The organism is Bacillus velezensis (genome assembly GCF_001461825.1).
Taxonomy (GTDB): domain Bacteria; phylum Bacillota; class Bacilli; order Bacillales; family Bacillaceae; genus Bacillus; species Bacillus velezensis.
On record NZ_LLZC01000012.1, the window covers coordinates 608334 to 631728 of the forward strand.

The 23395-nt window shown below is 50.5% G+C and carries 2 protein-coding genes; both read left to right on the forward strand.

Features of this window, described 5'->3' with window-relative positions:
- Positions 1-40 precede the first annotated feature (40 nt).
- The gene (locus AR442_RS07170) at positions 41-15655 is read left to right on the forward strand and encodes an SDR family NAD(P)-dependent oxidoreductase (RefSeq protein ID WP_053284909.1); all 15615 of its coding nucleotides are present in this window, start codon (positions 41-43) and stop codon (positions 15653-15655) included.
- A gap of 4 nt (positions 15656-15659) precedes the next feature.
- Positions 15660-23378: a type I polyketide synthase gene (locus AR442_RS07175; protein ID WP_053284908.1), complete on the forward strand. Its 7719-nt coding sequence runs from the start codon at positions 15660-15662 to the stop codon at positions 23376-23378.
- Positions 23379-23395 lie beyond the last annotated feature (17 nt).

Consider the following 23395-nt stretch of genomic DNA (forward strand, 5'->3'; position numbering starts at 1 on the left):
AATGACGGAGCAAATTTAATTTTCTTAGGAGGATAAGGTTTTGGGTAAGGGAGACAAACAAAAAGACCGTACACAGTTATCCTTAAGAACAGAAATAAGCAATCAAATGAAAGAATTGAATCGGCTTTTGCTGCAAGTATTGCGGGTGACGCTGCGTTCAATGGGTCTGACCGGCGAAGCGCCGGCGGCTTCCTGTCTGCCTTTATATGAGCGCTGGCTGGAAGAAAGTATCCGTCTTTTAGACAGCGATTTTAAAAGCGGTGAAACGGCCGCGGTTTGGGAAGAGTGGCATAAGAAGAAAAACGAATGGCTGAAAGATCCGGATATGAAAGCGCAGGCACTGCTGGCGGATACCGTCATTCAAGCTTTGCCTGACATTTTAACAGGCAAAATAAAAGCCACTGACGTGATGTTTCCCGATTCCTCAATGGAGCTTGTTGAAGGAATCTATAAGCATAATATTCTCGCTGATTATTACAACGATGTGCTGGCAAATGAAGCGTGTATTTACGTGGAAAATGTAATTAAAAACAATCCTGAGGCAAACATCCGTCTGCTGGAGATCGGAGCGGGCACCGGCGGAACGAGCAGCACACTGTTTAAAAAGCTCCGCCCCTATCAAAACCATATTCAGGAATACTGTTATACCGACTTGTCAAAAGCTTTTTTAATGCATGCCGAAAAGGAATACGGCGCGGACAATCCGTATTTGACGTATCAGCTGTTTAATGTGGAGCAGCCTGCGGCGGGCCAGGGATTCCATCTGAGAACCTACGATATCGCTATTGCCGCAAACGTGCTGCATGCCACCAAAAATATCCGGAAAACATTACGGACGGCAAAAGCCGTATTGAAAAAGGAGGGTTTGCTGCTTGTTAATGAACTGGGCGGGCATACGCCGTTTACACATGTTACATTCGGCTTATTAGAGGGCTGGTGGCTGTACGAAGACGAGGCGCTGCGGATTCCGGGGTGCCCCGGCCTTTATCCGGAAACATGGAAATCCGTTTTAATGGCTGAAGGTTTTCATTCCATTCAATTTCCGGCTGAAAACGAACGTCTGCACACCCAGCAGATTATCACGGCGAAAAGCAACGGAGTCATCAGGCAGAGCAGGGAAGCTTACACCGCGCAAAAGCGCCAATCAAACGTACCGCAAACATCCTCTGATCGTCAGCTCCCCATCAAACAAGCGGGAGAGGGGCTTTCGGAAAAGACAGCGGCTTTTCTGATAAAGGCTGCGGCAAACGTATTAAAAATGCCGGCAGAAGAGATAAATCCGCTGGCTCCTCTGGATGAATACGGCATTGACTCTATTCTGATCGTTCAGCTGACGAATGAGCTGCGGGATCTCGTCCCTGATATCAGCAGCACGCTGTTTTTTGAATACCGGACGATAGAAGAGCTTGCCGCATTCTTGGCTGAAACGAAGGAGCGCGAACTGCATGCGCGATTTTCTGAAGAAGTCCGTCATATTGAAGCGGTATCATCCGGCTCTTTGCTTGAAAAAAGCACAGAGTATCTGAAACAGATCGTCAGCGCCATCTTAAAGATGCCGATTGAGGACGTTCAAGCCCATACGCCCCTTGAAGAATACGGAATCGATTCCATCTTAATTGTACAGCTGACCAACCGCGTGCGGGAAGACATACCTGATATCAGCAGCACTTTGTTCTTCGAGTATCCGACAATCGGCGGATTAGCGGAATATCTCGTCAGCTCAAGACAGGATGATATGGCTGGGATTTTCAAGACAAATAAAGAAGCCGAAAAGGCGCCGCACACATTACAGAAAAAGCAAAGCCGCAAAAAAAGCGCCGGATTGGCGAAGCGCCAAGCGGCATCTTTTTCTGAAAAAGCGCCGCCCGCTTCCGAACCGCCGTCAAAACACCTTGAAGTGGCCATTGTCGGTCTTGCCGGACGGTATCCCGGAGCTGAAAATGTTAATGAGTTCTGGGAACGGTTAAAGACCGGTGAACACGGAATCACCGAAATTCCGAAAGACCGTTGGGATTGGCGGGACTACTATGATGAGACAAAAGGTAAGGAAGGCCGGATGTATACAAAGTGGGGCGGCTTTTTAACAGATATTGATAAATTTGATCCGCTGTTTTTTAAAATCTCCCCGAAAGAAGCGGAGCGCATGGACCCGCAGGAGAGACTGTTTCTGGAAACCGCTTATGCGGCCCTTGAGGATGCCGGATATACCCCTGATTCACTATGCGCCGGTAAAAAGGTTGGTGTCTTTGCGGGTGTCATGAACGGCAACTATCCGACAGGGGCCCACTACCACTTTATCCCGAACCGCGTATCCTATGTGTTTGATTTTCACGGTCCGAGCATCGCGGTCGATACCGCATGCTCCTCATCCTTAACCGCCATTCATCTCGCCGCAGAAAGCATCAGAACAGGTGCATCTGAATGCGCGATTGCCGGCGGCATAAACCTGATTACAGATCCGGTTCATTATATCGGACTTTCTTCTATGAGAATGCTGTCACCGTCAAACGCGTGCAAAGCGTTCGGTGATAAGGCTGACGGGTTTGTTGACGGAGAGGGCGTCGGCTGTATCGTGTTAAAGCCGTTGAAAAAGGCTGTTGAAGATCATGATCATATATACGGTGTCATTAAAGGAAGCGCTCTGAACGCCGGCGGCAAAACGAACGGGTTCACCGTTCCGAATCCGAATGCACAAGGAGAAGTGATCGCAGAGGCGATGGAGCGGGCAGGGATTGATCCGAGAGCGATCAGCTATCTGGAAGCCCACGGCACCGGCACTTCCTTGGGAGATCCGATTGAAATCGCAGGGTTAACCAAGGCTTTCCGACGCTATACGGATGCAAAGCAATTTTGTTCCATCGGTTCTGTTAAATCCAATATCGGACACCTGGAAAGTGCGGCGGGCATTGCTGCGGTCACCAAAATTCTTCTTCAGATGAAACACGGATATCTGGTGCCGTCGCTGCATTCAAAGCAGCTGAACCCGGAAATTGATTTTGAAACTTCTCCTTTTATCGTGCAGCAGGAAACGGCGGAATGGAGACGGCCGGTCATAGAATCTGAAGGAGTAACACGGGAATATCCGAGAATCGCGGGTACATCTTCTTTCGGAGCGGGCGGAGCAAATGCCCACCTGCTGATAGAAGAGTATGAACCGGCTGAAATGACTTCGACAGACACCGGCCGTCCGGCGCTTTTTGTTTTATCGGCAAAAGATAAAGACCGCTTGCGCGAGCGGGCTCTGTTGCTGTCGGATGCCGCCGGAAACGGAACAATTACAGATGCGAACCTGCTTGACGCGGCATTTACCCTTCAAGTCGGCAGGGTCCCGATGGAAGAACGGCTGGCGATGAGAGCGGACTCTGTTTCTGAATTGGAACAGAAGCTGACTGCTTTTCTGAATCATGCTGGTTCCGTAAGCGGGGTGTTTACGGGCCGGAGTGATAGTGCTGTCACGGAGACGGAAGGCACAGTCAGTGATTGGACGGAAAAACATCAATTTGACAGTCTTTTGAATGCCTGGGTTCACGGGACGCCCGTCGATTGGGCATCTTTATATAAAGGCGCGCTGCCGCATCGTATCAGTCTGCCGTCTTATCCATTTGCAAAAGAAAGCTACTGGATGAAGCGGGCAGAACAAAAAACAGGAACAACTGATTATGTGCATCCTCTCCTGCATGAAAATACGTCAACCTTGGCGGAGCAAAGCTATCATACTTCTTTTACAGGCCGGGAACACGTTTTCCACGATGTGAGAGGGGAGCGGGTTCTGTCGGCAGCCGTTTATTTAGAAATGGCGCTTGCGGCTTATCATCATGCGGCAGACAGCTCTGAAGAAAAAGAGATATGGATCCGAACAGCGGCATGGACTGACCCGATTACCAGCGGACATCACGGTGCGGGCGTCAATCTCTCCCTTCTGTCCGAAGACGAGGAAGGCATCCGTTATGAAATATACAGTGGCGAAGAGAAGCTGCATCATTATGGAATCATCGGGCAAGGGAACATACAGCCATCCCGCGTGCTTGATATTGCCTCCTTACAAAAAGACTGCCGCCCGCTGTCATTTGATTATGAAACACCAGGCACATCAGGTGTAACGATCAGTAAGGAGTTCCGCACCGTTGAAAAGCTTTATGCGGGAGAAAATGCGGTTTGGGCGAAGCTTGCTCTCACAGATGAAAGCGGTCGTAATCCGGGATATCATCTGCCGCCGGAATTTCTGGACGCAGCTTTTCATGTCCTGGCAAAAACGGAGCCGTCATTCCATATCGTGCCTGAAGCGGTTGAAGAGCTGCGCGTCATGCGTCCGTGCTCATCCGGCATGTGGATGTATATTAATAAAAAGAATCAAACCGGCTGTAACATTCAATTTTGTGACGAAACCGGCACTGTCTGCGCAGAAATCAAAGGGGTGAGCATGAGACAGCCGTCTCAGCAGGGTCACGGGCAAGAGGAACAATCCGAGATGATGATATTTGAAGAAATATGGACGCAGCAGCCTCTGAAGAAATCCATTCATGAAGAGCTGAAAACGGTCATCTGTTTTCTTACGGGAGAAGCTGCCAGAAAGCATGCTTATCAGTCTTTACAATCCCTTTATCCGGGAGCCGGCGTGTTTTTTATTTCACAGGGTGAGGAAACTCAAAAGCTTTCAAACACGCATTATCAAATTAAAATCACTGACGGACAAGCATATCAAGAAACGTTTCGGCATATTGAAACGGCTGCAGGCAAAGCGGATGCCGTTTTATATGGATGGCCGCTTGAAGATGCAAAGGCCGTGAAAGACTATTTCATTCTGTATCATGTGATCCGCGCAGCTGCTTCTTTGCGTTCTAAACCGAGGCGAATCCTTCTTTCCGCTCAGTGCGGGACCGATACCGATATCAGTTACGCCGAGTCATGGATCGGGCTGGAACGGTCGCTGAAACTGATCCTGCCGGAGTCGGATACGGCCGCGGTTTATTTTGAACAAAAAGGACCGTTTGAAAAACTGATCCATAACGTATGTGAAGAGCTTCACAGCGAGTCGTTCCGCAGTGTCATGTACAGTGGGGAAATTCGTCACGTCATGGAAATGAAGCAGACGGATATTGCCCCTGTTGAGAAGCGTGTGATAAAAAGCGGGAAAACGTACTTGATTACCGGCGGATGCGGGGGATTAGGCTTGTTATTTGCCGGATATTTTGCTGAAAAAGGACCGGTTACGCTCATTTTGACGGGGAGATCAGCGGCAGGCGGCCCGGTGCTGAACAAGATAAAGAGATTGGAAGAATCAGGCGCCAAGGTGTTTTACGTGCAGGCGGATGCCGCAGATCAGGCTCAGATGGAGAAAGGTTTGCAAGAAGCGAAAGAGAAAGGATGCGGGCCGATTCACGGTGTCATTCACGCTGCAGGTCTTCAAGGCACTGAAAGCATTCTGGAGAAAGATCTGCAAACCTTTCAGCAAGTCTTATCGCCAAAAGCGGACGGCACCGCGGTGTTAGATCAGGTTCTGTCACGGGAGCCGCTTGACTTCTTCTGTTGTTTCTCTTCTTCTTCAGCGATTTTAGGAGACTTCGGTTCTTGTGACTACGCGATGGGGAACCGCTTCCAAATGGCTTTTGTCCGTCATCGGGATAAACTTGTGAGCCTCGGACTCAGAAGCGGCAAGTCACTTGCAATCAATTGGCCGCTTTGGAAAGAAGGGGGGATGCATGTCGGCACGGCGGAAAGCACCGATATGTATTTAAAATCAAGCGGACAGCGTTATTTATACACAGAGGAAGGACTCGAAGCTTTTGAAACATTGTTGGTCCAGCCGTCCAGCCAGTATCTCGTCCTGGCCGGTTTTCCGTCGAGGGCCAAACGCTTCCTGCAGATAGATCAAGGCGAACGGCCGATTTCGGGTTCTGTAAACAGGAATGTCCCGTTTTCAGGAAGGCGGAGTGAAATGAAAGGCTTCACGCTGGAAGAATGCGTAAGCTGGGATGTGAAAGAACTGGCGGCGGGGCTTTTGAAAATAGACAAGAACAGACTGACGGACGCTGACAATCTGGCTGATTTCGGCTTTGATTCTATCAGTTTGGCGGAATTCGCCTCTTCTTTGTCCGCTCACTACGGAATTGAAGTGACACCGGCCCTGTTTTTCGGACATTCCACACTGGAGAAGGTCGTCTGCTATTTTCTGACGGAACACAAGTCCGTCATGGAGCATGTCTATGAAGAAAAGAAACCTGAATCCGCAGATCAATCTGTCTTTGAAAAGGCAGGAACGGAAAAGCGAAAGAAGCAGTGGGGAAGAAATAAGCTGAATGCCGGAACCGAGGGCAGTCAGGCAGCTGATTCCATTGCCATTATCGGCATAAGCGGCCGATTTCCTCAGGCGCGCACGGCGGACGAGCTGTGGGACATTCTGTTTCAGGAAAAGGATGTTGTCGCACCGGTCGCAAAAAAAGGCTTCACAAGTTCAAAATGGAAACTCGGCGCTGTCCCGGGGGCGGACGAATTCGACCCTTTATTTTTTGAAATATCGCCGAGGGAAGCTGAAACGATGGATCCGAAGCAGCGGCTGCTTCTTCAGGAAGCGTGGAGGGCCCTTGAGGACGCCGGCTACGGCGCCAGTCACATCAGGCAGCAGACGATCGGTATGTTTGTGGGGGCGGAAGAAGGAGATTATCACCTTTTAACACGGGACAAAGGCAATGTCACGTCTCATCATAACGGTATTTTGGCGGCGCGGCTGGCTTATCACTTGAATTTATCCGGTCCTGTGATGGCGATAAATACAGCATGTTCTTCGGGGCTCGTTTCTGTCCATCAGGCGGTATTAAGCCTGCAGAATAAAGAGTGCACAACAGCTGTTGCGGCCGGGGTGAATATCATGAATACCCCGGACTTTTTTGAAACGATAGATAAAGCCGGAATGCTGTCGGAAAACGGGAAATGCTTCGCGTTTGATAAAAGGGCTGACGGCATGGTTCCGGGGGAAGCGGCCGCGGCGGTTGTTCTTAAGCCGCTGAGAGAGGCGGAAAAAGATGGTGATCCGATTTACGGGGTGATTCGGGGGAGCGGCATCAATTATGATGGGAAAACAAACGGAATTACCGCTCCGAGCGGCGTCGCGCAGACCCGGCTGCTTACTTCCGTTTATGACCGGGGGCGTATCAACCCTGAAGATATCGAATATATCGTCACACACGGTACAGGTACAAAACTCGGTGATCCGGTGGAAATTAACGCGCTTTATGACGCATTTTCTGCCTATACAAACGAAGAAGCTTTTTGCGCGCTCACATCAATTAAAACCAATATCGGCCACACGTTTGCCGCGTCAGGCATTGTCAGTTTGATCAGTCTTTTACAGGCGTTTTCCCGTGAAATGATTCCCGCCAGTCTGCATTGCAGCGGGGAAAACCGCTATATCAACTGGGAGAAGAGTCCTTTTTATGTGAATAAAACGGGTAAACCGTGGCCTTCTCTGCCGGGTAAAAACCGAATGGGGGCAGTCAGCGCATTCGGGATGAGCGGAACAAATGCCCATATCGTTATGGAAAGCTATAAGCGCAATGCTTCACCTCATCGTGATGCCCCTGCATATTTACTTACTTTGTCTGCAAAAACAGAGGAGGCCCTTCAGGAAAAAATCGAAGATATGATCACTTGGGCGGAAAATGGCGGACTGAAAGAAAATGATCTGGCCCAGCTCAGCTATACGTTGTTAAAAGGACGGCATCACTTTAACCATCGCGCCGCCATCGTAGTGCAAGATGCTGATGACGCAGTGTATGTATGGAAGCAGGCAAAGCTTAATGAACATCATCCTTATGTGTTTTCGGGAAAAGTACCGCAGCACTTTGCAGGCCGTCAGCATATTCAGGAGCACATAATAGAAGTGCTCGGCAAGTGCAGCGCCTCATATTCTGACCATAGAAAGTATCAGGAGCTGTTATGCGTGCTGGCAGATTTTTATTGTCAAGGTTATGAAATCGAAGGGGACTTGCTTTATGGCGGACCTTTGCCGCGAATCGGCAATTTGCCGGGCTACCCGTTTGCCAGACAGACGTATTGGGCGTCCGATCGTCTTCAGAGAGAGCTTGAAAGCCGGAATTCAGCTGAACGTGAAAAGCTCCACCCGCTGCTCCATGCGAATACATCGACCTTTACCGCCCAGCGCTTTACTTCTGTTTTTTCAGGGCATGAACCGTTTTTTGCCGATCATATCGTCAATGGAAAACCGGTGCTTCCGGGCGCGGCTGCTTTAGAAATGGCCCGGGCCGCCGTTACGCTGGCTGCTGAAGACCTGCCGGGCGGGAAAACGGGTGTCCGGCTCAAACAGATCGTTTGGCTCCGGCCGGTGACGGCGCTTTCTGAAGGAGTGACGCTTCATGTGAAGCTTCAGCCGGAAGAAAACGGAGACATTGCTTTTGAAGCGTATGCCGAAGGAGAAGAGCCGCTTGTCTTTTTCCAGGGAAAGGCCGTGCTCGAAGAGACGGAGCGTGCTCCTGTTCTCGATGTGGAAGCGGTTCAGGCGCGCTGCGGCGGCCGTCACTTGACAAAGGCTGAGTGCTATGAAGCATTCGACAGCCTCGGCATCACCTACGGACCGTCTCATCAGGCGCTTGACGCCGTCTATGCCGGAAGCGGAGAAGTGCTCGCAAAGCTCACTCTTCCGCCGTCCGCCCGCGAAGAAAAGGAGCCGTTCATCCTGCATCCAAGCATGCTGGACGCCGCCCTTCAGGCTTCTATCGGTCTCGTGCTCTCAGACGGTTCTGCGTCCGGACGGCCGTTCCTGCCGTTTGCCCTCCGGGATATGCAGGTGTTTTCTGCGTGCCGTGAGACGATGTGGGCGGTGCTTTCCTCAGAGGACGGCGCCTTTCATATTGAGCTGTGTGATGAAAACGGCGCGGTATGTGTCCGATTGACGGGGCTCACCGCCCGTTTTCTGGAAGAGGACACGGAGGAAAAACCGCTCTTGCTTCAGCCAAAGTGGCAGGAATCACCGCCGGATGAAGGCGGCGGACAAGAAGAGTCTTTCAGATACGTGACGCTGTATGGCGGAATGAACGCTGAGGACATAAGCGGCGCCGTATGTGCGGCTGACGGCGAAGGTCCGATTGAAGACTGTTATGACGCCTGCGCGGCGGAGCTGTCAGCGATCGTCACGCGTCTTATCAAAGAAAAACAGAAGAAAAAAACGCTGATCCAGCTTCTTGTCCCCGACAGGGGGGAAGACAATGTATTGGCGGGGCTGGCCGCTTTTCTGAAAACGGCTCACCTTGAACATCCGAAGCTGTACGGCCAAGTCATCCAAGCCGATCCGGACGAGTCAGCATCATCGCTTCTTGCCAAGCTGAAAGAAAATCGGGCGCACCCTGAACAAGCGGAAATCCGTTATGAAGCCGGCAAACGTCTCGTCAGAAACTGGCGTCATCTGCCGGCCTCTCAAAGCGGCACCGTTCCGTGGAAAGACGAAGGGGTCTACCTCCTCACCGGGGGAGCGGGCGGCATCGGACTGATTTTCGCTGAAGAAATAGCCTCCCGCGTCAAAAATGCCGTCCTTGTATTAACGGGGAGGGCGGAAGCGCTTGATGAAGACCGCTCCGCCCGCTTACGGCGCTTGGAAGCGTCGGGTGCCCGCGTATTTTATCAACCGGTTGACGTGACAGACAGGGCGGCTGTCATCGCCCTCGTCCGCGGCATACAGGAGGAGCACGGAACACTCGACGGGATCATTCACGGCGCCGGCGTGATCGCTGACAATTACATTCTGAACCAGACAGAAAACGAACGGAAGACCGTCATGGCGCCGAAGGTGAAAGGGCTTATCAATCTTGATGAAGCAGCGAAAGATGTGCGGCTGGACTTTTTCATCCTGTTTTCTTCCTTGGCGGGAGGCATGGGAAATCCGGGGCAGGCCGGTTATGCGGCAGCCAACGCATTTATGGATGTTTATGCAGCCCGCCGGAACCATCTCGTGCGGGACAACGAGCGGAGCGGGCAGACTCTGTCCGTCAACTGGCCGCTTTGGGAAGAGGGCGGTATGCGTGTGGACAAAGAGACCGAACGGCTGATGTACGAACAGACCGGAATGAAAGCCATGCGATCGGCATCAGGCATCCAAGCGCTTTACGCCGCTTTTGCCTCCGGAGAACACCAGGTCATGGTGGCAGAAGGCGACGAAAAACGGATTCGCAGCCATATTTTCGATCTGGGCGAAGAACAAAGCGCCGCCGGAAAAGCTCCGGCAGTGGCAGATGCAAGAGATCTGAAAGATCAGGTTCAAGAGAAACTAAAGCGGCATGTATCAGATCTTTTAAAGGTAAGCATGAAAGATATTGAGGCTGACAGCGAACTGACGGAATACGGATTTGATTCGATCATTTTCACTGAATTTACAAATCTATTAAATCGGTCTTATCAGCTTGAGCTCAGCCCGACTATCTTCTTTGAATTTCCAACATTGCGCAAACTGAGCGGCCATTTGATATCTGAATGGAAAGAAGCATTCAGCGGCTTAGAAAGAGAGAGTTTAAAAACCGCTCCAAAAGCCGGAATAAGAAAAGCTGAAGCTCCGGCGGCCGTTCATGTCAAGCGGGAAACGCCCGTGTCCGTAAAAGGAAAATCAGAAGAAAAAACCGAACCGATAGCCATTATCGGAATCAGCGGTATTTTTCCGCAGGCGAAAGACATAGATGAATTCTGGACACGTTTACAAAAAGGAGAGCATTGCATCACAGAAATTCCACGAGATCGCTGGGATTGGCGCGAATATTACGGCGATCCGGCAGCGGATGCAAATAAAACGTCAATTAAATGGGGCGGTTTTATAGATGGAATCGCCGGGTTTGACCCGCTGTTTTTCGGGATATCTCCGAAAGAAGCTGAAATGATGGATCCTCAGCAGCGTCTATTAATGATGTATGTGTGGAAAGCCATTGAAGACGCGGGGTACTCAGCAAAACGGATTGCCGGAACAAAAACCGGCATTTTCACCGGCACACTGGGAAGCGGATATCAAACCTTAATCAATAAGGCGGGTCTTCCTGTCGAGGGGTATACGATGACGGGAATCGTGCCGTCCGTCGGGCCGAACCGGATGAGTTATTTTCTTGATATCCACGGGCCGAGCGAGCCGGTAGAAACCGCTTGTTCAAGCTCTTTAGTCGCCATTCACCGCGCGGTAAAAGCCATTGAAACGGGAGATTGTGATATGGCGGTCGCAGGGGGCGTTAACACGATCGTCACGCCTGAAGGGCATATCGGTTTTCAAAAAGCAGGCATGCTCAGTGAAGACGGGCGCTGCAAAACATTTTCTGATCAGGCTGACGGTTATGTCAGAGGAGAAGGTGCCGGCATGATTGTCTTGAAAAAGCTTTCAGAGGCTGAGCGTGACAGGGACCACATCTACGGCCTCATCCGCGGTACAGCGGAAAATCACGGCGGACGCTCAGCGTCGCTTACCGCGCCGAATCCGCAGGCTCAGACGGATGTGCTGAAAAGCGCTTATCAAAAAGCCGGTATTCACCCGTCAACCATCACTTATATAGAAGCGCACGGAACAGGAACGGCACTCGGAGATCCGATTGAGATCAATGCATTGAAAAAAGCTTTCCAAACAGACGGGGCTCCGGGCGGATATTGCGGGATAGGCTCAGTGAAGACAAATATCGGACATTTGGAGCTCGCGGCAGGCATTGCGGGCGTTATCAAAGTATTGATGCAGCTGAAACATCGGACGCTCGCCAAAAGTCTGCATTGCGAGAGCATCAATCCCCATATCAAATTGAAGGACAGCCCGTTTTACATTGTGACAGAAACAAAGGAGTGGGAAGCGCTGCGTGATGAAAACGGCCGGGTCCTGCCCCGCCGGGCGGGTGTAAGCTCATTCGGTTTCGGAGGCGTCAATGCGCATATCGTTATTGAAGAATACATGGGCAGAAGTGAGACGGAACAGCAGGAAACCTGTGAGAAAGCGTCATCTTTTTTTGTTTTGTCGGCTAAAAATGAAGAGCGGCTGAAAGAAAGAGCGCGTCTCCTTCGCGATTTTATCCAAAACGGATCATTCCGCCATATCGATCTTGCAGATGCCGCATACACACTGCAGACCGGACGGGATGCGATGGAAGCGAGGCTGGGAATCATTGCAGGCTCCGCAGAGGAACTGACTGAAAAACTGAACGCGTTTCTGTTGGGAAAAAACAGCGAAGATATCATCAGCGGCCGTAAAAAACGCGAGAATAACACGATTTCCATGTTCTCAGACGATGAAGACGCCGCTGACCTCGTCAGCGCCTGGCTTGAGAAAAAGAAATACAAGAAAGTGCTGCGGCTCTGGGCAAACGGATTTGACACAGATTGGGAGCAGCTGTATACGGACAGTAAGCCGCGCCGCATCAGCCTGCCCTCCTATCCGTTCAGAGCAGACCGCTATTGGGTGCCGAAACGGGAGCAGCTACCGCTTTCGAATCAAAAAACAGTATTATTGCAGAAAACATGGGAGCCTTGCGAGGCAGTGTCTTCATCCGAGCCATTCAGCAAAATAGCGCTCATCGTTTCCGAGGATACAAAAGACCTTGCCGCCGAGGTGAAAAAACAGCTGAATGATGCTGACATTGTGCAGGAAAATCAGCTCATCTCTTTCTTACATGGTCCGAATGCGGCCGTCTATTCCGGGTTTATTGACTTCACCGGCTGCGGCTCCGGACAAAAGCGTCAGGACATCAGCTGGGTGGCATCGCTGCAGCAGCTGATTGAATACGGCCGCGGACAAGAAAACATGAAAATGCTTTATCTTACAAAAGGGCTTGAATCCTTCAAAAATAAGGCGGCCGCTATGCATGGTATTGAAAAAGCGGGGCTTTATCGCATGCTGCGGCATGAATACAGCCATATTCTCACCTGTCACGCCGATACTGATCCTGAAGAGCCGCTGGAGCAGACAGCCGCTTTTATTAAACAAGAAATTGAATCAGACTTAACGGAGTCTGCTGTTTGCTATAGGGAGGGTATGCGCTTCAGTTATGTTCTTCGGCAGACTGATCAGATTGAACCTGAAGCCGTGCAAACAGACCGGACTGTGTTTCCAAAAGACGCCGTCCTGATGATAACCGGAGGAACGCGCGGTCTCGGCGCTTTATGCGCCAAGCATTTCGTTTCAGCGTATGGTGTGAAGAAACTGCTTTTGACAGGCAGAAAGGAGCTGCCGCCGAAAACCGAGTGGGATCTTGAGCAAACAGACCCTGTCGTTTCGGAAAAAATACAGCTTATCCGGCAGCTGGAATCACAAGGCGTAAAAGTGTGCGTCTCAGCAGTTGATCTGACGGATAAGCAGGCCGTCGGACGGCTTATAAAAGAGGTAACCTCAACGCTCGGACCTGTCGGAGGCATTCTGCATTGCGCGGGAATTGCGGACCGTGAAAACCCTGCTTTTCTCCGCAAATCCAAAGACAGTATCGCGCGGGTGCTCGCCCCGAAAGCAGACGGTCTTCACAGTCTGTATGAGAGTGTAAAGGATGATGCGCCGGCATTTTTCGTCCTGTTTTCATCTGTCTCGGCAGCCGTCCCGATTCTTGCGGCGGGACAGAGCGATTATGCGATGGCGAATTCTTACATGGACTATTTTGCAGAAAACAATGAGAGCGGCATCATCAGCATACAATGGCCGGCATGGGATGAGACGGGCATGAGCAGGGATATAAAAAGCGGGATTTATGAGCAAACGGGATTGCTGCGGCACTCTGACGCGGAAGGTCTCAAGATGCTTGACTACATTTTAAGAGAAAGACCCGGAGCTGTCGTGCTGCCGGCACAAGTGAAACATGATTGGGACATCAAAGCGCTGGAAAACGCCAAGCCAGCCGCCAATAAAGGAATGAAAGCAGCTTCCAAACCCCCTGAAACCAAAAAGCGGGGACATAACCGGACTGATATTCAATCTTGGCTGAGGTCGCTTTTGGCAAAAGAGCTGAGTATCGATGAAACGCATATGGATATCGATGTGCCTTTTCAGGAATACGGAATGGATTCTATCTTTCTGGCTCAAGTGCTGATAAAGATCGATCAAAAACTGCCGTCCGTTTCAATTGATCCGACTGTCCTTCTGGAACACCCTACCATAGAACAGCTCGCGGATTATTTAGCCGCACATTGTCCGGAAGCTTTTTCGGCAGATGCAGCAGTTTCCGCGGAGAAGGTCCCTTTGCAGAAGACGCCGAAACGGAGCAAAAAAACGGCAGATAAGCCCGGGAAACGGGGAAAGGTTGCGATCATCGGCATGGCCTGTCATTTTCCGAAAGCGGGGGATATAAAAGAATTTTGGAAGAATCTCCGCAGCGGAACGGATGCCGTCACTGAAGTTCCGCCGGACAGATGGAACGCCGGGGAACACTATCAGCCGGGTGAATATCAAGAGGGAAAAAGCATCAGTAAATGGGGCGGTTTTATTCACGATATTGATCAATTTGACCCGGAGTATTTTAATATTTCAGAAACGCTGGCACCGATGATAGACCCGCTGCAAAGGCAGTGGCTCGAGGTGAGCGCGGAAGCTTTGACCGATGCCGGTTATCAAAAAGAGGATCTCTGGGGCCGCCGTATCGGCGTTTTTGCCGGTGCAAGGGCAGGTGCGTTTCATCAGAAATTTCAATATTTGCAAAAAGACGCGATTATTGGCGCGGGGCAAAATTTTATTACCGCACACATGGCGCACATTTATAACTTTACAGGGCCCAACCTGGTCGTAGATACAGCTTGCTCCAGTTCGCTTACGGCAATTCATTTGGCCGTGCAGGCTATTCAAAATGGAGAAGCGGAAGCGGCCTTTGCGGGCGGGGTTGACATTTTGCTTGATGAAAAACCTTTTCTCACAATGAGCGCGGCGAGAATCTTATCGCCAAACGGCCGTTCAAAATCTTTCGATGCCGATGCGGACGGAACAGGAATCGGAGAGGGCTGCGGTGTGCTGATGCTGAAGCCGCTCGAAAAAGCGATAGAAGACGAAGATAAAATATACGGCGTTATTGACGGCTCTGCGATAAATAATGACGGCAGCACAATGGGCGTGACGACGCCGAATCCCCGGGCGCAGCAGGACTTGATTGAGCAGGCGGTTCAATCAGCGGAAATCGAGCCGGACACCATGACATACGTAGAGACGCACGGAACCGGTACATTGATCGGCGACCCGATTGAATTAAAAGGATTAACCAATGTCTTGTCTGCTTATTCCGATGAAAAACAATTTTGCGGTGTAGGAAGCGTCAAAAGCAATATCGGCCACTTGCTGAGTGCGGCGGGCGCGGCGGGAATCATCAAAGTTTTGCTGGCGATTGCCAATGAAGAACTGCCGCCGACTTTGCATTGCCATAAACCGAACCCCCGCTTTCAATTTAATGATTCTCCGCTTTATCCTGTGCTTGAGCTGAAGCGGTGGAACGGAAAAAAAGAGATACTCAGGGCCGGGGTCAGCGCGTTCGGTTTGGGCGGGAATAACGCCCATATCATTGTCAGCAACGAAGGAATTCCGAAAGAGCGAAAAGCGGCCATGGAACCGAAAGGCGGCCAGACAGTATACCGGAAACAGCGGTATTGGCCTGAAAAAGCACAGTTGTCGTCCGAAGCGGAAGAAAATAAGGCGGGCACAGAAGCAATGTTTGAAATAAGCGAGGTGTGATAGATTGGCAGTTGCCACCGATCAAGTCAAAACGTTCCTGCAGAAAATCAGCCATACGAATTATATCGTCCGGGATCATCGCGTTCATCAAATCCGCGTCCTCCCGGGCGTGACTTTAATAGATATGCTGTATCGGCTCGCCGCCGGGTATCTCGGTGAAAGGCCTATAGAATTAAGACAGATTATTTTTAAGCAGCCTGTTGTAACATCTGAAGAGTTTGATAAACACCTGTATGTCACCTTTACGCCGGCACGTGACAGCTGGAAAGTTGAGATCACTAGCGAAAAAGCAAAAAACGGCACACCGCTTGGCGGAAACCTGGATGAGAATATGGAATGCCAGCTTTATTTGCAAGAAGACACGCCCCGGGCAAAAGAACTGAATATTGAAGCGTTCATGAAAAACGCAAGCCGAAAATGGGACATGCATGACATTTACGGAATTGCAAGAAGAAGCCATATTGAGCATGGCGAGTTTATGAAAAATGAAGGGGCCGTTTATCAGCTTCAGGATAAAGAAGAATTAATGGAGCTCACTCTGAGTGATTTGGCTGAAGGATTCCGGGAGAAATTTAAGGCGCATCCGGCTTTTTTAGATGCGTCCACCCTTGCCGGCTCTTCCTTTGCATTGTCGGCCCAAAAGCAAAATGACACACCTTATATTCCTTTTATGATCAATCGTTTTTGCATGTATCAGCCGTTTCCGAAAACGATTTACACTTATTCTATGAAAAACAGCCACACTGAAAGCGGCGTATCAGACAGCGAACCTGATGTTTATTCGGCCGACTTCACGATTTACGACAGGGCAGGGAACGTATTGGCCGAATGTGAGAAACTGACAGTAAAAAGGGTCAGACAAGCGAATATGATTACCCATCTGATAGACAAAGAGAAGCCGCCTCAGCAGAACAGAAGCGGCCGTGGAGAGCCCGAAAGTCCTGTGGCCGCAGAAGACGTGTCTGAACAGCAAACGCCGGAACAAAACATGGTGACTTACATAAAGTCGGAAATCGCCAGGCTGATCAATCGTCCGGCACAGGATATTGATGTGCGGAAAGGCTTTTATGATATGGGGCTTGACTCGGCGCATTTGCTGAAGCTTGTAAAGATATTAGAGCAGACTTTTCAGCAGCAGTTTTATCCGACACTGCTTTTTGAATATTCATCTGTCCGCCGCCTTGCGGATTACCTTATCAATGAAGCGGGCTGTGTGCTGAAAGATTCGGCCGAAGAACGGCATACATCAGATGCTGACATCGCTGATGAGGTTCTGTTTTTTGAACCCGCCTGGAAAGATCATCCGCTGGAAACGGCGGTGCAGAACGGGCAAAAACACACCCGTCATCTCATTATCGCTGCCGATGCAGAACCCCGTCTCACCGGTGAACTCGGCATACATTGCCCGGAAGCGGAAGTGATAGAACTGAAAAGGGAGCATGAGGCTGCAGATGAGCAGTTTGGAGCAGATGCCGAGCGTATATTTCGTATGCTCAAACGGGAACTGACAGACCATCCGAAAGAACATACATTGATTCAGCTTGTATGCGCCGTTGAGAATGGAGCGGCATTGTCTTCCGCTCTCGGGGCTATGCTGAAAACGGCACATCTGGAAAATCCGGCTCTTCGCACTCAGGTGATCACCTTCTGTGACAAGAATGAGAGATTGCCAAGTGAGACGGCCGCAATCATTAGAACAGAAGCAGACTGCTCTTATGCAGGCTGCACAGACATTCGGTATAAAGACAATATGCGGCAGATCAGATTGTTCGAACGTATTGAGAAACTGGACGGGCAGACACAGTCTCCTTGGAAACAAAACGGCGTATATGTCATTACAGGAGGCCTCGGCGGTCTTGGATTTCTGCTTGCCCGTCATCTTGCAGAAAAAGAAAAGGTGAAGCTCGCACTCATCGGCCGTTCGCCGGAACAGTCTGAGAAGATCAGCAGACTGAAAGCATTGGGAGCAGAAGTTCTTTACGTTCAAGCGGACATCGGCAGCAAAGCCGAAACAGAGCGGGCATTTGCTCAGATTACAGAGACTTTCGGCCGGCTGACGGGCATTTTTCATTGCGCCGGTGTTTTAAAAGATCAATTTATCATCCAAAAAGACAGTTCTGACTTGAAGCAGGTGTTCCTGCCGAAAATCAGCGGCCTGATTCATGCGGACGAAGCTTCACGGCATGAACCGCTTGAATTTTTCGCCGTTTTTTCCTCATTCTCGGCGTTGGCCGGAAATGCGGGCCAGACAGATTATGCCGCGGCGAACGCTTTTATGGATGAATATATGAAATATCGCGATTGCAAAGCGGAAAAAGGCGAACGGAACGGGGCTTCTATGACGATCAACTGGCCGCTTTGGGAAGATGGCGGCATGCAGGTTGACAGCTTGATGAAAGAGATCATGAATGATGCAACAGGCACCAGCCCGCTACCGGCCGGGGAAGGGATGGCTTCACTTGAATATATGCTGCGACTCGGCAAGCTGCAATCCGTTATTTTATACGGGAAAGAGCCGGCTGTAACTGAAAGCATGGGCCGATTGGGTCCAAAGGGAGACAAGAACGGATCTTCATTATCCAACGCAGCTGTCAAGAGAAGAAGCCGAAAACAAGAGAGACATACAGAAGAGCATGATATTGCGGTAATCGGATTGGCGGGAAGATACCCGCAGGCGGGAAGCATTGATGAATTTTACCAAAATCTGCGCTCAGGTAAAGACTGCATTACAACAATGCCGAAAGACAGATGGAAAGGTTATTCTTTCTCATATGAAGCAGATCAGTTCTACCGTTACGGAGGATTTTTAGATCGCATAGACAGCTTTGACCCGCTGTTTTTCAATCTGACTCCGCGCCAGGCTGAAATGATGGACCCGCAGGCGCGGCTGTTTTTAGAGACGGCTTGGGAAGCTTGTGAAGATGCCGGTTTTTATCAGGACAGAACGGCGCGCGGGCCATCTTCACAAAAAAGAAAACGCGTCGGGGTATTCGCAGGTGTGTTTTGGAGCCATTATGAGCTGTTCGGCGCTGAAATTACACAGCGGGGCACACCGCTGTCTATGGGCGTGACGCCTGCCTCTGTTCCGAATATCGTGTCTCACTGCCTGAACTTTACAGGGCCGTCAATGGCTGTTGATACGATGTGCTCTTCTTCGCTCACATCCATACATTTGGCATGTGAAAGCATTAAAAGGGGGGAGTGCGAATTCGCCATTGCCGGCGGTGTGAATGCGGTCACACACCCGCATAAATATGCGTTTTTGGCGAATGCCGGATTTCTGTCTTCAGAAGGCGTCTGCAAAAGCTTCGCCGACGGCGGTGACGGTTATGTGCCGGGAGAAGGCGTCGGCGCGGTGTTACTGACAACCGTTCAAGAAGCGGAAAGAATGGGCTGTCCGATATATGGCGTCATAAAAGGCTCCGCTTTAAACCATGTCGGAAAAACATCCGGTTTGACCGTGCCTGATCCGGCATCACAGGCGGAAGTCATTACAGATTCTTTTCAGAGTGCCGGCGTTGATCCGGAGACATTGAGCTATATTGAAGCCCACGGAACAGGCACGTCTTTGGGTGATCCGATTGAAATTGAAGGGCTGAGCCGCGCATTCCGCAAATGGACAAACAAGAAGCGTTTTTGCGCCATCGGCTCTGCCAAATCAAATATCGGCCATTTAGAAGGAGCCGCCGGGATCGCCGGATTAGCAAAGGTGCTTTTGCAGCTGAAGCATGGAGAAATCTTTCCGTCATTGCACACGGACACGCTGAATCCCCATATTCCGTTTCCGGACACGCCGTTTTATGTGGCGGACCGGCTGGTAGAATGGGAGCGGCCGTCACATCCTGACCAGCCGAGAAGAGCGGGTTTAAGTTCTTTTGGCGCCAGCGGGAGCAATGCCCATTTTGTCATAGAAGAATATCTGCCGCCGCAGGCTGAAAAGAAATCAGTGAGTATACGGGAAGACGAGCCGGTTCTGTTTTTGCTTTCGGCAAAAAATGAAGAACGCCTATTAGAATATGTCAAACGGTATGACCGCTTTTTACGGGAAAAAGAAGTCAACCTTAAAGACCTGGCCTACACGCTTCAAGCTGGCAGAGAAGCGATGCCTGAACGGCTGGCATTGATCGTTACATCCGTTTGCGGCCTGCAAGCGAAACTGAAGGATGTGCTTGAACGGAAAACAGAAATTGAAGGATGTTTCCGCGGACGTGCTCAAGATGATATTTCATCAAGTGGAATGGCCGAGCTGCTGAAAAACAAGCAATATTCCAGATTGCTCACTGAGTGGGCAAAAGGAGCCGCCGTTGACTGGAGCCTGTTATACGAAGGAGAGAAGCCGAAACGGGTCAGCCTTCCTGTATATCCGTTCGCGAAGGAGCGGTATTGGGTGCCTGTGCCCGCGGATATCCGGAAACAGACAGACGAACCGGCGGAAAACCAAAAGATCATTCTTCAAAAAGACTGGAAGCAGCAAGATCCGGCGGAATCTGAAGCATTATCAGGAACAGTAATGATACTTGCAACGGATAAGACGCGCCGATTGGCCGATGCTCTTTTTAAAGGAAACAGCCATATTGAAACGATCTGTTTCATCCATCAGGCAAAAGACGGCGCCGATTATTACGCCGCCGCATCGGGGCGAAACCTTTACGGCAGAGTGCGGGAGTCTCTTCAAAACAAACAGATACTCGGGGTCGTCGACATAACCGCATATGACGCGGAATATGAACGGCAGGAAGAGATAGAACACGGAAAGCTTGCCTTTTTACAGCAGGCTCTTGAATCATTCCGTCATAGCGGCGCTGTGTTCAGCCAAGTGACACACCGCCTCCAGCCTTTCAAAGAAAGTAAACCTCTAATGCAAGGGGCGAAAACGGCGGGGCTGTACCGGATGCTGGGCGCTGAGTATGCCAACATTCATTCTTTTACGATAGATAGCGATTGTGCGATTGAGCATACAGAAGAATTAAGCAGACAGATTGAGACTGAATTTTTACAGCCGCGGGCCAAAAGCGGCAGTGAATGCTGCTACAGGCTGAATCGCCGTTATGTGCCGTTTCTGAAGCAGGGTATGAATGTTTCGGCGGCGCCTGAGCTTTCCTATTCGTCTGATGATGTGCTGTTAATAACGGGCGGATCGCGCGGGATCGGCGCAATTGCGGCGGAGCATGCCGTTTCACGCGGATGCAGGAAACTGGTCATCATGGGGCGGGAGCCGCTTCCCGATTCCTCAGAGTGGGCAGACATGAAAAAGGACGGCATTCTCCCGGAAAAAGCCGAGCGGATGCAGAGGTTAGCCGAGCGGGGCGCGGAGATCCGTTATTACAGCGTTTCTCTTACGGATCAAAAGGGGCTCCGGAACATGACGGACAGCATCCGCGGCACGATGGGACCGATTACCGGCGTTTTTCATTGCGCAGGTGCAATGGGAGAACACCCCGCTTTTTATAACAAAACCGAAACTGAAATCGAAAGCGTTTGCACGCCGAAAGTAACAGGGCTTCGCGGTCTCTATGAAGCCGTTCAGAATGAGCCGCTGTCGTTTTTTATTTTGTTCTCATCCGTTTCGGGTCTGATCCCTTCGCTTGCTGCGGGGCAAAGTGACTACGCGATGGCTAATTCATTTATGGACTCTTTTGCAAATCATCAGGCAGGTAAAGGAAACGTGTTTGTTAAAGCCGTTCAATGGCCCGTCTGGAAAGAAACCGGCATGGCTGAAGGCCTGCCGGAAACTCCTGCTTATCAAAAATCAGGACTTTCCAGGCTGTCTGCCGAAGACGGACTGAAGCTTTTAGATTACATCATATTAAACGGACAAAGCTGCGGAATTCCTTGTGTTCCAGAAGACAGTGAGGCTGATTTTGGTGATCTTCTGAAGGTGAAGAAATCTGAAGCTCCCGTGAAAAAAAGCACTGCCGGTGACCAAAAGGTGAAGGATACGATTCGTCAATGGGTGCGCACCGTTTTCAGCGAAGAACTGAAAATGACGGATGAGCAGATAAAAGATGATATGCCGTTTGATGAATACGGGATTGACTCAATACTCTTTGCGGAATTGGTTCAATCACTGCAAAAACGGATCAGCATAAAGTTAACACCGTCCTTAATGCTTCAATATCAAACGATTACAGAAATGGTTGACTATTTCGCAGCGCATCATGAAGCCGATTTTGTGACAAAAGAAAATGGTTTCGTTCAAGACAGGGACGTACAGCCTGATTTAACCGCCGCTGCTGAAGAGAGAACATCCATGAAGCCGAAAGCGGATACCGAAGACGATATTGCCGTCGTCGGCATGTCCTGCCGTTTTCCGGGGGCGGGCGGAACGGATGCTTTTTGGGAGCTGCTGATGAAAGGAAACACCGCCATCCGGCCTGTCCCCGCAACGCGTTGGCATGCAACAGCACATGCAAAGGATTATGCGGGGTGGATTGATGATATCGACATGTTTGATGCGGGCTTTTTCGGCATCTCTGAAAAAGACGCGGCAATTATGGACCCGCAGGCGCGGATCATATTAGAAGAAGCGGTTCATTCCGTTTATGATGCCGGGTACGGCCAAAAGGATTTATCGGGCCGGAAAGTCGGCGTGTACATCGGCGGCAGGGCGCAGCCTTCAGCCGGTATGGAACATATCCTGCAGGCGCCTAACCCGATTTTGGGGGCGGGGCAAAACTATTTGGCGGCCAACATTTCACGATTTTTGAATGTTACAGGGCCGAGCCTTGTCGTGGATACAGCATGTTCCTCGGGGCTGATCGGGCTGTCCTTTGCAAAAGACGCCCTTTTGGCCGGAAGGATTGACGCGGCCTTAGTCGGTTCGGTGAGTCTGCTCTTATCTCCGTCCGCGCACCGGTTATTCGGAGCGCGCCATATTTTAAATGAGAACGGCGTGTTTCATATATTCGACCGTGAATCAGCGGGAGAAGTGCTCGGAGAAGGAGCGGGGGCGGTTTTTATCAAACGATTGAGCGATGCGGTGCGGGACGGAGACCGTATTTACGGCGTCATAAAAGCCGTCTCGGTAAACAATGACGGCCGGACGCTCGGTCCCGGTTCACCGAATATAAGAGCGCAGAGAGACGCCATTCAAACTGCGCTTGACATGGCGGAAAAGTCGCCCGAAGACATTGGATATATAGAAGTGAACGGAGGCGGTTCCCCAATCGTTGATTCGGTGGAAATCAAGGCGCTCTCAGATGTCTATCAGCTGAACCGGAAAACGCTTCTGCCCTGCCGGATCGGATCGGTGAAACCGAATGTAGGGCATTTGCTTCTGTCTTCAGGTCTTGCGGGCTTCATCCGATGTGTGCTGAGCGTCTATCATAAGCGGATTCCGCCTTTCTTATCAGCGCGTGAGCCATTTGAACATTATGACTTTGAAGCGTCGCGTATTCATTTTAATCGTGAACCCGTTGATTGGCATTCAGAGAAGAAACCCCGCGTCGCAGCTCAGAGTTCATTTCCTGACGGCGGGACAAATGCTCATATCCTCGTTGAAGAATACAGAGGTGAAAGGCAGCGGGAACATCACCGGGCGCCTCAGCCGCCGGAATTCAGAAAAAAACACTACCTGCTTTTGGGCGGCTGGAACAGCACGGAGAGTGAAACGGAAAAAACAAGTAATGAAAAAACAGACATCGCGGATCTTTTAAAGAAATATGAGAAAAAAGCAGAGACAAGCACTGCACCTGCAGACTCGTTTTGGCAGGTGACAACGTGACGTTTTTAAAAGGGGAC